This is a genomic window from Pseudomonas sp. PMCC200344 (assembly GCF_030053095.1).
Lineage (GTDB): Bacteria > Pseudomonadota > Gammaproteobacteria > Pseudomonadales > Pseudomonadaceae > Aquipseudomonas > Aquipseudomonas svalbardensis.
Genome location: NZ_CP125618.1, coordinates 2,973,501 through 2,988,205, shown reverse-complemented (window position 1 = coordinate 2,988,205; position 14,705 = coordinate 2,973,501). Strand labels below are relative to the sequence as shown.

At 56.9% G+C, this 14,705-nt stretch carries 10 protein-coding genes and 1 pseudogene; 3 read left to right on the top strand and 8 right to left on the bottom strand.

Annotated features, from left to right (window positions below; genetic code table 11):
• Positions 1-34: 34 nt before the first annotated feature.
• From QFW87_RS13530 to QFW87_RS13500, 7 genes are all read right to left on the bottom strand, one after another.
• On the bottom strand, positions 35-1,564 hold the full coding sequence (locus QFW87_RS13530; RefSeq protein ID WP_283190753.1) for an amino acid permease: 1,530 nt from the start codon (positions 1,562-1,564) through the stop codon (positions 35-37).
• Between the two features lie 88 nt (positions 1,565-1,652).
• A complete protein-coding gene (locus tag QFW87_RS13525; protein ID WP_283190752.1) occupies positions 1,653-2,693 on the bottom strand; it encodes a DUF3445 domain-containing protein in 1,041 nt (346 codons plus the stop codon).
• Positions 2,694-2,710: 17 nt separating this feature from the next.
• Positions 2,711-3,679, bottom strand: a complete 969-nt coding sequence (locus tag QFW87_RS13520; RefSeq protein WP_283190751.1) for a PDR/VanB family oxidoreductase — start codon at positions 3,677-3,679, stop codon at positions 2,711-2,713.
• Positions 3,676-4,278 (bottom strand): dimethylamine monooxygenase subunit DmmA family protein, encoded by a 603-nt coding sequence (locus QFW87_RS13515; RefSeq protein WP_283190750.1) that lies wholly within the window; start codon positions 4,276-4,278, stop codon positions 3,676-3,678. Before QFW87_RS13515 ends, QFW87_RS13520 begins: the two co-directional genes overlap by 4 nt.
• A gap of 243 nt (positions 4,279-4,521) precedes the next feature.
• Complete coding sequence (locus tag QFW87_RS13510) at positions 4,522-5,958, bottom strand: sigma 54-interacting transcriptional regulator (RefSeq protein ID WP_283180288.1); 1,437 nt, start codon at positions 5,956-5,958, stop codon at positions 4,522-4,524.
• Positions 5,955-7,085 (bottom strand): PAS domain-containing protein, encoded by a 1,131-nt coding sequence (locus tag QFW87_RS13505; protein ID WP_283180287.1) that lies wholly within the window; start codon positions 7,083-7,085, stop codon positions 5,955-5,957. The genes QFW87_RS13510 and QFW87_RS13505 overlap by 4 nt, the downstream gene beginning before the upstream one ends.
• A gap of 850 nt (positions 7,086-7,935) precedes the next feature.
• Positions 7,936-8,604 carry a polysaccharide lyase family 7 protein gene (locus QFW87_RS13500; protein WP_283180286.1) on the bottom strand — a complete coding sequence of 223 codons (669 nt, stop codon included), beginning with the start codon at positions 8,602-8,604 and terminating at the stop codon, positions 7,936-7,938.
• A 351-nt stretch (positions 8,605-8,955) separates the two neighbouring features.
• Here QFW87_RS13500 and QFW87_RS13495 point away from each other — a divergent pair, with 351 nt between their 5' ends.
• From QFW87_RS13495 to QFW87_RS13485, 3 genes and pseudogenes are all read left to right on the top strand, one after another.
• Positions 8,956-10,047 (top strand): DUF3616 domain-containing protein, encoded by a 1,092-nt coding sequence (locus QFW87_RS13495; protein WP_283180285.1) that lies wholly within the window; start codon positions 8,956-8,958, stop codon positions 10,045-10,047.
• A 38-nt stretch (positions 10,048-10,085) separates the two neighbouring features.
• On the top strand, positions 10,086-10,295 hold the full coding sequence (locus QFW87_RS13490) for a hypothetical protein (RefSeq protein WP_283190749.1): 210 nt from the start codon (positions 10,086-10,088) through the stop codon (positions 10,293-10,295).
• Between the two features lie 1,361 nt (positions 10,296-11,656).
• Positions 11,657-12,819 (top strand): annotated as a pseudogene (locus QFW87_RS13485) (IS3 family transposase).
• 582 nt (positions 12,820-13,401) lie between these two features.
• On the opposite strand, the gene QFW87_RS13480 reads toward QFW87_RS13485, so the two are convergent.
• The gene (locus QFW87_RS13480) at positions 13,402-14,535 is read right to left on the bottom strand and encodes an aminotransferase class V-fold PLP-dependent enzyme (protein ID WP_283190748.1); all 1,134 of its coding nucleotides are present in this window, start codon (positions 14,533-14,535) and stop codon (positions 13,402-13,404) included.
• Between the last annotated feature and the right edge of the window lie 170 nt (positions 14,536-14,705).

Here is a 14,705-nt window from a genome sequence, read left to right as displayed (position 1 = left end):
TAGGCTAGGGAAGTGAAACTTCCCTGGCACTTTGTCAGCGCTGTTGTACCGGCAAGCCCGAATTATCAACGGGTTTGGCAAGCGGCTTGGAGAGCTTCCAGGCATCGCCCGCAGGGGCCGTACCTTTGTCATAAGGCTTGCCGAGCAGCATGTAAACCAGGCCGGCTCCCATCACCACCAGAGTCGTCAGGATCATCGAATAGTTGATGTACCAAGGCGCATCCGGTGATCGCGGCCAGACCATGTTGACGATGGCGCAAACGCCATAGACCAGTGCGGCCAGGTTCACCCAAAGCCCCCAGGCGCCGAGCGTGAATTGGCCATTCGGGCGCCAACCCTTGGCGCGAGCGATTAATGCCGCGACGACGATCAACTGGAACGCGACGTAGATACCAATCGCCGCGAAACCGACGATGGTCGCCACGGCATCGGCCATGAACATTCCCAGGCAGACAATCGCTGCGGGCACCAGTCCACTGATGAGCAACGCGAACGACGGTACGTGGTTGCCCGACAGTCGCTTGAGCAGCGAGCTACCGACGATCATTTCGTCTCGGGCATAAGCGAACAACAGACGGCTGGCCGCTGCCTGCAGGCTCAAGGCGCAAGAGATAAAGGACACCATCACCACCGCCATGACCAGTCGCGAACCAACCGGGCCAAAGGCGTTAGCCAGGATGGTAGCTACCGGGTCGGTATCTTCACCGGCCAGCACCTTGGCCATGTCCGGAACCGAAAGAATTAGCGCGAGGCAGGCGAACATCGCTGCTGCGCCGCCGATATAGATGGTCATGCGCATGGCTTTTGGAATGCGCTTGCCCGGGTTCGGGGTTTCTTCGGCGACATCGCCGCAGGCCTCGAAGCCGTAGTACTGGAACAGACCCGCTAGGGATGCCGCGAGGAACGCCGGCAAGTACGAGCCGTTGACTTCAAGGTTGAAGGTGTCGAACAGCACGCTAAATGGCTGATGACGCTCGAAGATCAGCAGGTAACCACCAACGAGAACTGCCCCGACCAGCTCGCAGAGGAAGCCGAACATTGCGACTCGTGCCAGCAGTTTGGTGCCCACCAGATTAAGGCAGGTCGAGAGCAGGATGATCGTCAGGGCAATATAGATATTGGCCTCGGGACCGGGATTGAAGCCCAGCATAATCGCCAGATAGGGCCCCGCACCGACCGCTACTCCGGCGATGGTTGCGCACAAGGCCCACGCATAGACCCAGCCGACCATCCATGCCCAGCGCTTGCCTACCAAACGACGGGCCCAAGGATAGACACCGCCCGAGATTGGGAACTGGGAAACAATTTCACCAAAAATCAGGCACACCAACAGTTGGCCGGCACCGATCAGCAGGTAGGACCAGAACATCGGCGGGCCGCCCGCGGCCAGACACAAACCGAACAAGGTGTAGACACCGACGACCGGCGACAGGTAGGTGAAGCCTAGGGAAAAGTTCTCCCACAGACTCATGCTTCTATTGAAATCCGAACTGTAGCCGAGGGCGCGGAGTTGTTCCGCATCCTGATCGGCGACGCTTGCACGCGCGTTGGATAAGCCACTCATTTTATTTCCTCATTATCAATGGCAGTTGATTGCAGTACTGGCGGGTTGTCCCGCTTATTTGAGTTTCTTGTTGTAGTGAATGTCAGACTCAAGCCTGTTTTTTGGTCTCGCTGTCGCGGCCGTCGTCGTACTTGGAGAGCCATTCGACGGCGGCATCGCGGTAGCGGCTGAAACCTTTGTAATCGACCAGTTGCTGGTTCAAATCTCGCAGGACCCGGTGCATGCGTCGGGCCCACGCCGGATTGGTGGCGATGTCTTCGAGGCTGAGCAGGTAAGTGCGAATCGGAAAGACGATGGCGTTACTGCGCGGCAGGCGATGTAGCGGCTGCAACTCGATACGCAGGTAGACCAGCTTGCCGGCGTTTTCCGCAGTTACGATGGTGCGGTCCGGTGCCCATTCCGGCAGACTTTCGGCCGAGACTTCGAGGCGCGGATTGACGGTCAGCGACCAGTTCAAACGACGCACCGGGTGGCCGGTGCGCAGACGCAGCAAAAACTTCAGCGCGCGGTCGAGCATGCCGATTTCCTTCACCAACGGCACCGGCCCATGGAACTCTTCCCAGCTCATGCCGAGGTTGAAACGCAGGGAATAATCGGCGCGCTGGGTAGCGATCCCGGCACCCCAGTACAGCGTGCCGTCGCGTTCTTCTTGCAGCACCCAATCGCCCTGGGCCTGACGGGTCATGTATTCCATTGGCTCGTAGGGCAGGGTAGTCGGATCGCCGAAAGTAAAGTGGTCGTCGATGTCCAGCAGACGGTTGGTCCAATGCCACTGCCGACCTTCACGCGCCAGGCTGAAGTACTGCGGATAGTCCCGGGCATAGGACTCCATGATCAACTCAAGCAGGTCCCATTGTGCCTCCATCATGTGCGGCGCCGAGATGTAGTGCATACCCGGATCTTTCTCCAGGGTGATCGCGCGGTCCCGGCACTCGCTGATGTAGTGTTCATCGATATCGAAGGCGGCGCGAAACGCACCGTCGCCGACCGAGACATGCGGCTCGAGGTTCATCGAGTACATGTAGTCGTCATCAGGGAACGGGAAGGGTGCGCGGGCGATAGTCTCCGGGCTGTTAGCGAAGGTGTAGTCGTCGCGGTAGGTTTCGTCGGGATTGAATTTGATATTCATTGTTATGTCTCCGTCGATCAGAGGTCGATGACCAGGCGATTGCACTTGGCGCGGGATACGCAGGGCATGATTTTCTTGCGGCTGGTTTTGTCTTCGTCGGACAGCCAGTCATCGGTGTGCAGCAGCTCGCCGTCGAGTTCCAATACCTCGGTTTCACAGTGACCACAGGCGCCGCCACGACACAGGTAGGGCATGGAGTAGCCAGCGGCTTCCACCGCTTCGAGCATGGTCTGGTCCGGCGAAACTTCGATCGTCGCGCCGCTGCGGCCGAGGGTGAAACTGAAGGCTTCGCCGCCGCTGCTTTGTTCAAGGAAGCGTTCGAAGTGCACATGGCTGTCGGTCCATCCAAGGTCGCGGGCATAGGTCAGGGTGGCGTCGATCATGCTGTCTGGACCGCACGCGTAAACGTGGCTGCCCAGCGGGCGGCCGGTGAGGATTCGGCGAATCTCCATGCGCGACTCAATGCCTTTGCGGTACAGGTGAACCTGCTCGCCGTAGATGGCCTGCAACTCTTTGCCGAGCTGGGCGTGCTCTTCGCCGCGCACCGCGTAATGCAGCTCGAAGGGCACCTTGCTCAGGCGCAACTCTTCCAGTTGGGAAATGACCGGCGTGATGCCGACCCCACCGGCGATGAACAGGTGCAGGCGCGCCTGTTTGATCAGCGGGAAGAGGTTGGCCGGTGGCGTGACCTCGATCAGATCGCCCTCACTGACGTTGTCGTGCAGCAAGACCGAACCGCCGCGACCGCTTTCTACGCGGCGCACGGCAATCTGATAGCTGCTGGTGTCGTAGGGCGAACTCAATAGCGAATAGGGATTGCGCAAGGTGTTGTTCTGATTGGCGATCAGCACCACAACGTGACTGCCGCCGGAGAACGCCGGCAGATGCGCGCCGGTCGGCGAGACCAGGGTGAAGCGTTTGATTTCCGGGGTTACCGATTCGATTCGGTCCACGCGCAGATTCAACGTCCCATTGTTCTGGCTCATGTGTCGAGCTCCTCGGCTTCAGGCAATTCACCCGGGACTTCGGCATCGGCTTTGACCGCCTGGAATGCTGCCAGCCGCCGGGAATAGTGATCGCGAACCACCAGCGTTATGCCGCAACCGGGGCAGTCGTAGACGCGTTGGGTGACGTTTTCGGTGTAGCTGTCGCAGTGCACGCACCAGACGCGACGGACCAGCGTTCCAGAGTGCTCGCGAAGCACCTCGTCGCGATTCAGGTCGAAATGCGTGGCCACTTGCATGGCACTACCGAGGAAACTTTCAGAACCTGCGAGGTAAAGACGAGTGCCCATGCGCGCTTCGCCGAGTAGGGTCTTCAGCTCGTCGATCAGCGCCTGGTTAGAGGTATGCACGTGCAATGGGTGTTCGGTGTGCTGATGCAGTTGGTCCAGGAAGTCCTGGCCGGAAAACGACTCCTGGGAGTACAGCAAGGTGATCGGTCGATTCAGGCCAGCCATATCACCCAGCAAGCGCAACATTGCGCGACCGCCGCTGCCTTGCCCAGCAATGATGTGCCGGATACCTCCCGGCAGCGGTTGCAACCGGTCGTAGATCGGTCGACTTTTGATCCCGGTGATCAACATTTTTATTATTCCTCCTGACTACCGGCTCGGCTGATGGAAGCCGGCTCTGATGCAAAGCCCAACGATGATGGGGTGCAGATAGCAGGAGCACAGGTCGTGCCAAATATTCAACTAGTTGAATTTAAAGGTTTTTATACAATTGTTGGCGTAAGGTGCAGGCAAAAATAGCCACGGTTGTAGGCGTTTTTGCAGCGCTTTATGCGAAAAGAAGGGGGGGTGGACACATCCCTGTGCCGGGGTAATTTAGTCGCGTTGAAGCTTGCGGATCAGCGTACCGATGTCGATGCCCAGGTGCTGCGCGGCTTTGCGCTTGCTGCCACATAGATGTACGGCCCTGAGGATGACCTGGCGTTCGAAATGCTGGACTTGAAGCTTGAGATTCCGTTCCGGATTGTCCTCCGGTTCATCGTCCGTAACCGAGGGTTTCAAACGTTCCTGAGGGCGCACCGGCTCGAGCAATTCAGCCGGCAAATGATGCTCCTGCGCTTCATCGTCGGCGAGGACGGCCAACCGTTCAAAGATGTTTACCAGCTCGCGGATATTGCCCGGAAAATCATAGTCCATCAGCCGCTTCCGGCAGCCCGCAGACAGACTCAGTGAGGGCTCGCGATCGCCATTGATGCGGCTCAACAGGATGTCGATGAGAAATGGCAAGTCATCCCGGTGCTGGCGCAACGGTGGGATTTCTACCGGCAGGACGGCGAGGCGATAGTAGAGGTCGGCGCGAAACTCACCAATGCTCACCAGGTGACGCAGATCCTTGTTGGTGGCCGCAATGACTTGCACCTGTACCGTTTTGCTCAGGGGCGATCCGACAGACTGGATAGTACTGTCCTCAAGGAATTTCAGCAGCTTGGCCTGGACATGTAGAGGGATTTCTCCGATTTCATCGAGGAACAACGTCCCGCCCGAAGCCGCCTCGATATAGCCTTGCTTGCCGCCCTGCAGTGCGCCGGTAAAGGCGCCACGCTCATAGCCGAACATCTCCGACTCGAACAGGCTCTCCGGAATGCTCCCGCAGTTAACGTGAATAAATGGGCGATCACCCCAGCCGGCCGCACGGTGGATATGCTGGGCAATGGCGGTCTTGCCGACGCCAGGCTCGCCAAGCAGTAATAACCGAGCGCGACGTCGGAAGGCGCGCACGCCGGTGTCGGCGATACTCGATAGCTGAGGTGATAGGTGTAGGGCACTGTCTTGGGGATCGCGCAGACCTTGCGGCTCCACGGGCCGGTTGCCGAGCGACGCTCGACGCTGCGGCTGACTGCCGTCGAAGTCTTTCTGAGTCAACATCCTGAACGGTTTTTCGTAGGCGCCAGTGGGGATGGCGTGGGTGCTGCTGAGCAGAGCCCGGCCTTCCCGTGAGCGGGTCAAGGCGCTGTTACCGCCGCGACTCAGTGCTGCCTGCAAGTCGTCGTAATTCAATGCCGAGCGTTGGTAAAACTCACTGTCGGACAGCCCGACGGCTTGGTGTTTGGAAAGTCGATTAATGCGCTCGGCGGCCAGATTGAGAAAACGCACCCGGCCTTCACCATCCGTCACGATCAGCGCTTCACTGAAGCTGTCGAGTAAGGCGTGCAGCGCGGGTGTTTCGAGCAATGCGCCGAGAACTTCGCTGCTGACATTTACTGACGAACGCATGCCCATCTGTAGCGTGGGTGGCAGGTTCTTGTCTTTCATGGGTGCAACTCTTGCGCACGGCGCACGCCCTGACTTTCGCGAAACACCGCGACCCGCCAGGCCACGCCTTCACGAATCAGGATGCGCGAACAATGCACATTGAAGTTCAAGTCTCGCCCGCTCAAATCAGGCAGCGGCAGGCTGTGCCAGGTGCGCTCGGGCAGGGCGTTATCCAGCAGCAGTCGAGCGATACCGGCGCCATGGGTAATGCCAAAGGTCTCTTCGAAGGCTGCGTTGCGCCATTGTGGTTGCAGATGTTCGTCGATCACTAGCACCGCATCCGGCACCGCATCGAAGACCCGGCGCAAGGCATCGATGCGCTGCTCGGCGTCGTGCTGCATGCGCAATTCCTGGCTGACGTCGCGAATGCTGCCCCACATGCGCAGTAGATGCCCGTTTACGATGGTTGCGCGTACATCGTTCTCGACGTAGGCCGGTGAACCATCGTGACGCCGATCCACCGAGAGTGCGCAGTCGACGCTGAAACCGGCTTCGATCAAGCGCCGCACGAATTCCTCGTTGGCCGGGCTGCGAGGCCAGTAAAGGCGAACCGGTTGTTGGTTGAAATCGACATTCGATGGCATCTCATACACGTCGGCCATGGCCCGGTTGCACAGGCGCCAGTGGGAGTCGTTTTCGAATACCTGGCGGACGATTTCATCCGGCGAAGTATTGATGTCCACCGCCTCGGCGAACTCGATGCACCAGTAGGCGACCTTTGCGCTCTGCAGCATCTGGCTCATTACTTCATTGGCGTTTTGCATTTCCCGCAGCCGATGGCCCAGCGACCCAAGCGGAATCTTCAGTAGGTGCAGGCGCGCCGGTTGAACTGAACGCCACTCCATAAGGCCGCAGGCGACCACTTGCAGCAGACCGCCGTTGTGGCGAATCAGGGTCAGCTCCAGGCTGTGGACTTGTTCGTCGGCAGGAGGATTGGCGAACAGCAACTGCAAGGCACGCACTGACTCGACGCTGTAGATACGTTCGATCGGCTGATTCTGCAGCTCATCTGGCGCATAACCCAATTGATCGCTCAGGCTGGCGGACAGACTGACGAGTTGCCCGTCAGCACTTACCGTGCTTGAAAGGGGCTGGACTTTGTTGGTCAGTAAATTCAGGGTATCCATCGATGTTTAGGCTCGATTTGGCTTATGGGTACCTGGTTGAACACTCAGGCAAGTAAAGCTGGGCATATCGCATGCCAACTAAAAGGCTTGTAAACATTGAAGTTTAGGGCTTGTGCGTGAATGATCGCTGTGATGTTGCAGCGTAATGTGCATTTGTTTTCGATCACTCACTGTAGGCGGTGTGGCGTGCGAAACAGGCAGGAACTGTCTGGGCTCACCGTCCATAGTCAACGTAGGGGCCCAGGTAGAAACCTTGCATATCCCCGCTGATTCGATAATGGCGGGTCGGGGACGGTGATAATCGGCGATACCCATACACCCTGCGAGTTTGTTCCTCCCACGCCGTTAGCGGGTTACGCGCGCTGGATCGGCTTCAGAATCCCTGCTGAAGAAGGCTATGAGGGCTTAGCGTCCGTGAAGGTTGGTATCAATACCCTGAGCCTTGATCTTCGCAAACTAGACGCTTTTGGCCGATAGCTGCCAATCGCGAAATGGTGCAATCGACCGACGCCCTTAAGGTTAGTTAACTCAATCCAGCACCAGGCGCAGGAATCTTCTCTGGGTAGCCTCCGCCACCAACCTGATGCATTCCTCGTCCCGCTCGCCTTCTTTGCGATAGTGAACGTGATCGCACCATGTAAGGATGCGTGCCGCCACCTTCGACACCCGCCTGAGATAGCAGCGTATCTCACTGTATGCGCGCGCAATGGTTTTGAAAGTCGAGGGCATCTGCCGTCCGCGCGGTTGAGTTCACTGACAGCTAGCCACTTGGTAGCCGATCGACGAGGAACTCCACTAAAGTCTTCATCCTTCGGATCGGCGTGCCAACGGTAGTGACCTAAAGAAGCGACTAAATGTTGTGTTGGATCTCCAGCATCCTGAACGTCACTTTTCCACCCTCGGTGGGATAGCCGGTGTTGTCCTGCACATACGCACCCGCTTTGAAATACAGTGGTTTGGTCTTCCAGCTCGGGTCGATGGTGGTTCTCCAGTTGTATCCTGCTGCGCTGATGCCCAGCGCGCCCTTCGGGCTGAGGTGGATCTGGTAGGAAAAGTTGCGGTCGAGCGGCACACCCGTCGCAATGGTAATGACCTGGCCCTCTACATCGTCGGGGCGCATGCGCACCTTGGCGACAATGTTTCCCGTCGAAGCCGACGTTTTGTATTGGTATTCCAGCTTCACCATGGGGCTGTTGCTGTCCTTGTTGTGAATCTGACCAATCACGATCTTACCGGTGCTGGGCACCTGATTGACGGCCAGACTCGCCCGCAGAATGTTATCCGCCGCTGAATATTGCCAGTTGCGCAGCGTTCCATCGCTATAGGTTTCCCGCAACTCGCTGCGCGGGTAAATAGCGTTGGCCGTCCTGGAACCGGTCACAGGTGCCCAGAAGGAAAGGGTAGCGGCTTCAGAACTGAAATACTGGTGCTTGAAGCCTTGCGCCAATCGAGGCGTTTCTATGGTGGCCGGTGGGCTGCCTTCAGGGATGCTCAAATTCCAGGTGGCGAGGTCGATCATGTCAATAATCCTGTATGCGGTGAATGTTGCGGCCACAGTTGCGCTCGAACCGACGCTATTGAGCTGTGTCAATTGGTTCTGCTGATTAGGAAATCCGTATGGCGGTAGATTGACGTCAAATGGTCGTCGAGGTGGTTATTGCAGGCTTTGTGCCTGCGAGGGTCACCGTTAGTCGGCTATTTTTGGAGTTGATGGAACTAATCCGGGTTGCTTAGCAGCTGCAGCGAAGGGACCTAAGCCTTCAGCGGTGGACGGGTCGGCTAGGACAAGTGCATGCTCTGGACGAAGAGCACGCGCAGAATTCGGTTCTGAATAACCGCCGCGCAGCGCCATAAAGACAGGAGACCGCTCATGAGCCACCGAAGCAATTTTGCGCTATTGAGCTTTGATCCGGCGTTTGCGTCGTTGCGCGATGGCCTTTCGGTCGTTCAGCAGATTGACGACACACTCTGGGTGGCGAACGACGAAACCACGAGCCTGGAACGCCTGAAAATCCAGGATGCTGCGCCCGGCGGCGTCGTAAGGTGCGACGAGCACCAATCGTTTCCGCTCCTGGAATATCTGGATCTGCCCCTACCGAAACAAGACGCCGAGATCGATATCGAGGGCTTGGCCTATGTCCATGACAGTGGTTACCTCTGGGTGGTGGGCTCCCATAGCCTGAAGCGCAAGAAGTCCGAGGCCGGCACTTCTGCACAGAAGAATATCAAGCGCCTGTCGACGGTAGAGGCGGACGGCAATCGTTTTCTGCTGGCCCGCATCCCTGTGGTGCAGCAGAACGACAGCTATGTACTCACCAGGAAAGTGGATGCCGATGGACGTACAGCGGCGCAGCTGCAGGGCAACGAAGTCGGTAACGACCTGACCGCGGCCATTGCTGAAGATCCTCAGCTACGCGACTTCCTGCGTATCCCGGGTAAGGACAACGGCTTCGATATCGAAGGGTTGGTGATGATCGGATCGCGCCTTCTGCTGGGGCTGCGTGGACCGGTTCTACGCGGCTGGGCCGTGTTGTTGGAGATCGAACCCGAGCTGAACGACTCCTCGTCTGACACGCTGGTGCTGAAGACGATCGGTCGGGATGGGCGCCGCTACCGCAAGCACTTCTTCGCGCTCAATGGCCTGGGCTTGCGTGACCTGTGCACCCGCGGTGACGATCTGCTGATCCTGGCGGGCCCCACCATGGAGCAGGACGGTCCGGTAACGGTCTTCCGCTGGCGCGGCGGTTTCGCGTCCGACGAGGAAAGCGTGGTCTTCACCGATCAATTGGAGAAGGTGCTGGAGGTGCCTTTCGGGCAAGGCAACGATCACGCTGAGGGCATGTGTCTGTTCCAATCGGGCGAGCAGCCTGGGGAGGTTCTGATGATCGTCTACGACGCTGCGGCGGAGAGTCGTAAACACGGCGATACGGATGTGGAAGGGGACCTGTTCATCCTGGATTAGCGACGCACATCGACGTCAACGCGGCCTGTAGATCAGGTTTGCCTGGACTGCTGGTCGCCACCCTCGGACTTGCATCACTCGCCCTGCAGTTCGAGTCGGTCTTCATCGCGGTGAAATGGCTCAGCGTTGCCTTTATCCTGTTCATCGCCTGGTACTTATGGTCAAAGAACACCGAACAAATGCAGGCGCCTCCAAAGCGCTCAGCAGGCCGGGCCTTTATTGGTACCCGGAGAGTGTTTGCACGTTGATAGTTTGAAAACGATTGCTGCGCATGTCCTTGGGTCGGTCGCCTTAGATGCTCCCGGGGAGTCCTGTAGCGGATACCCATCGAGCGGGTCTGCTGTTGGTATCACGATCGTCCTAGGCGCCGGGAACGTCCGTTCATTGATTAAAATCGTGGAGACCTGCGGATTCTGTGGCCTGCACGGCATCTTTGTTCCAGCAGAGGTCTAGGGAATGTCCGCTCATTTCGTCAAAACGGCACGCCGCGAATGTCCGCTCAAATGGTTAAATTGCGCCAACCTTATGATTTATAAAACTTTTAATAACGTCATTTCAAATACGATCGTGAGCCAACATTATCGGTCGGGAAAGTGCGCTGATTTCGTTAGGCGCAAAGGGGCGCTGGGAAGTCCGCTGATTAAAGCAAAAAAGCCTAGGCGCCCAATTTTATTGGCCTGCAGGGTACTTTGTTCAAAATCCTGCTCGGGAATGTCCGCTGATTAAAGCAAATCTCGGCGCGTTCCGACGTAGCTTCAAGGTGGGGCCCATTCTGACGCGATCGCTGGCTGGTAGCATTTGCCATCGTTCTAGGTTAGGTCAAACGCTTGATCTGCGGGGCTTCCAGGAGATTCGGTACCAGCTTGCCATCGCTAAGTAACCGGCCATTACCAGGACGCAAGCTTCAGGAATGTCCGCTCATTTCGTCATAGAAAAGCAGCACTGGGAAGGTCCGCTCAATGCGTTAAAAAATCCCATTAGCCATTGATTTCATTGAGTTTTAACCTACGGGAACGCTAGACATAATGTTGAATGAGTCCGCTCATTTACGAAAACTCGGAGAAGCTGTTCCCGAAAGCCCAAAAGATAAAAATCTATGAATATCAGTAGGTTATAAAACGTGGCGAGGATCAAGGTGTCCGCTGATATCGTTAAAAAAGTGATGGACCGACAGGGTCGTAGCGAATGAATACTCAGACGAATCAATGGGTTAAGAGACTAAGGAGGCCGTTTACGCTGATTTCGCGATTGGAGCAGGGATTGCTGTTTCCTCAAACCTACGAAGCCCTGCTAACAGTTTGAATTACATAGCTTCGAAAACTGAATTTTACAAAACACCGATTTCCCATGCATTAAATTTCGTAGTTTTATGAAACCATTAAAAAATAAATCTATAAAAAACAATCATCTACAATCCTGCGAAATTTACCTCGCAGTTTCTTAATATAGTGCTAAACCTGTAGTGTCCATCCTCCCTCTGAGACGGCACTCATGATCTACCTAGGTGCTTTGGTCATCCACGCTAATGATCCGGAACTGCGCTTGTGTAGTGGTCTAATGAAACCGGACACCCATTTAGGCGAGAATGCTCGCCAGATCGAGGTGTCAGATGACCAAACAACGCCGTTCCTTTTCTGCTGAATTCAAACGCGAGGCTGCCGACCTCGTGCTCAAGCAAAACTACAGCTACATCGAAGCCAGCCGTTCACTCGGCGTCGGCGAGTCGGCAGTACGCCGTTGGGTCGACCAGGTTCAGCAGGAGTGCAAAGGCGTTACCCCGCAGAGCAAAGCGCTGACACCGGAACAGCAGAAAATCCAGGAGCTGGAAGCCCGGATCGCCCGGCTTGAACGGGAAAAATCGATATTAAAAAAGGCTACCGAGCTCTTGATGTCGGAAGATCACGAGCGTACGCGCTGATCAATCAGCTGAGCGTCCATGAGCCGGTTGATTGGCTATGCGACGTATTTAAAATCAACCCCTCAAGTTACTACGCCCACCGCCTAAAGCGCCGAACGCCGGATGTCGAACGACTTCGGTTGCGCAGCCGGGTGAGCGAGTTGTTTTCACAAAGTCGCAGTGCTGCCGGCAGCCGTAGCATCCTCTCGTTGATGCGTGATGATGGTGAGCAACTCGGTCGGTTCAAAGTGCGCAGCTTGATGCGTGAGCTTGACCTCGTCAGCAAACAGCCAGGTTCTCATGCCTGTAAACGAGCGACGGTTGAACGGTTGGATATCCCGAACATCTTGAATCGGGAGTTCGATGTCTAGGCACCCAACCAGGTGTGGTGCGGCGACATCACCTACATTTGGGCCCAAGGGAAATGGCACTATCTGGCTGTCGTACTGGATCTTTGCGTGTGCCGAGTGGTGGGCTGGGCATTGTCGGAAAAGCCGGACGCTGAGCTGGTTATCAAGGCGCTGGATATGGCCTACGAACAACGTGGAAGGACTCAGGGCCTGCTGTTTCACTAGGATCAAGGGTCGCAGTATGCGAGTCGTTTATTTCGCCAGCGGCTGTGGCGTTATCGCATGTGTCAGAGCATGAGTCGTCGGGGGAATTGCTGGGACAACGCGCCGATGGAGCGCGTGTTCCGCAGCTTGAAAACTGAATGGATACCGACCACAGGCTACAGAACTGCTCAAGAAGCCCAACGCGATATCAGCCATTTCTTGATGCATCGGTACAACTGGATTCGGCCCCATCAATTCAACGATGGGCTGGCGCCAGCTCGGGCCGAAGAAAAACTTAACGTCGTGTCCGGAATTAGTTGACCACTACAAGTCTATTGATCTACATGAAAATCATGTTCAGCCTGGCTCGCCCCGAAGGGTTGCTTGTGCTTGGGCACCTATTTTCCATGCCCAGCATGTTGGTGGGCACAGGAGTGTCAGCTTGGCTATTGAGGTACCGCGTGAAAGCAAGCTTGTCATGGCTTGTTGCAAGCATTGCATTTCTGGGAGCAACCATTGGCTTCATGATCGCCCAGATGATCCTGTGCTCCACTTTGATGTATTGCGGTGCCCTGTCTTTTGGAGTGAGAGGTTGACGGAATGGCGCGTCTGCTTTTGGCCGATTTCTGCCTGTCGCCATCGTCAGCTTTGGGTCGATCCAAGTCATACAGCCGCCAATCATCCGCCCCGTGAAAGGTTTCGTTGGAAACCTTTTCTGATAACGCTGAAGGGCGCACGTGTCAGTAAGACGCGTGCACGTGCTTTCCCTTATGGTTCTAACATGACGTCCGGGCGACCAGCGTCATATTCGTCGGAGATCAGCGCCATGGGCCGGCAGTGCCCAGGGCAGGATGCCTTCCTAGAATTCACAAGTTCGGTATGTGCTGCGGGCAAGATGAGGGCTTAGTTAACCATCACCTCGTCCACTGCCTGCTCGAGGGTGCTGACCGTGCGCTCGATATTGTGCAGCTTTTCGAGTCCGAACAGACCGATGCGGAAGGTCTGGAAGTCGGCCGGCTCGTCGCATTGCAACGGCACTCCGGCGGCGATCTGTAGGCCGTGGTTGGCAAATTTCTTACCGCTCTTGATGTCGGCATCATCGGTGTAGCTCACCACTACGCCAGGGGCCTGAAAGCCGGCTGCGGCCACGCTTTTGATGCCTTTGCCAGTCAACATTGCGCGCACCCGATCGCCCAGAGCCTGTTGTTCGCCGCGGACCTTGTCGAAACCGTAGGCTTGCGTCTCTTTCATCACTTCGTTAAATCGCGCGAGGGAATCGCTGGGCATGGTCGCATGGTAGGCATGTCCGCCCTGTTCGTAGGCCTGCATGATCTGAAGCCACTTTTTCAGGTCGCAGGCGAAGCTGCTGCTATGCGTCTGTTCGATGCGCTCGAGGGCCAAAGAACTGAGCATCACCAGGGCGCAGCAAGGGGAGGCGCTCCAGCCTTTCTGCGGTGCGCTGATCAGCAGGTCGACTGCGCATTTCTGCATATCAACCCAAAGCGTGCCTGAGGCGATGCAGTCCAGCACGAACAGGCCACCCACCGCATGCACGGCGTCGCCGACGGCCCGCAGGTACTCGTCGGGCAGGATAATCCCTGATGAGGTTTCAACGTGGGGGGCGAACACAATCTGCGGCTTCTGCGCCTGAATGGCTGCCAGCACCTCGTCCAGAGGGGGTGGGGCGTAGGCAGCCTGGCGACCAGTGTCGACCGGTCGGGCTTTCAGCACCGTGGTGGCCGCCGGGATGTTGCCCATCTCAAGGATCTGGCTCCAGCGATAACTGAACCAGCCGTTGCGTATCACCAAGCATTGCTGGTCGGTGGCAAACTGTCGCGCCACCGCTTCCATGCCGAATGTGCCGCTGCCCGGGACCACCGCAACAGCCTGGGCGTTGTAGACCTGTTTCAGGGTCCTGGAAATGTTCTTCATCACGCCTTGAAATGACTGCGACATGTGGTTGAGCGAGCGGTCGGTGTAGACCACTGAGTACTCAACCAGCCCCTCGGGATCGATACTGGGATATAGCTTTGACATGGGGTGACTCCTTGGCAGAGATCTCAGTGGTATCGACCCTGCCCTAAGCCTTGGCAAATGACAAGATTGCTCGGGATTGAATTACGACTTCTGTCGAGCGGCTGGCATCATCAGGTCGATTACTGGACGTAGCAATGCTCGCAGGTGGCTGCTGAGTTGTGGGAGGGTGG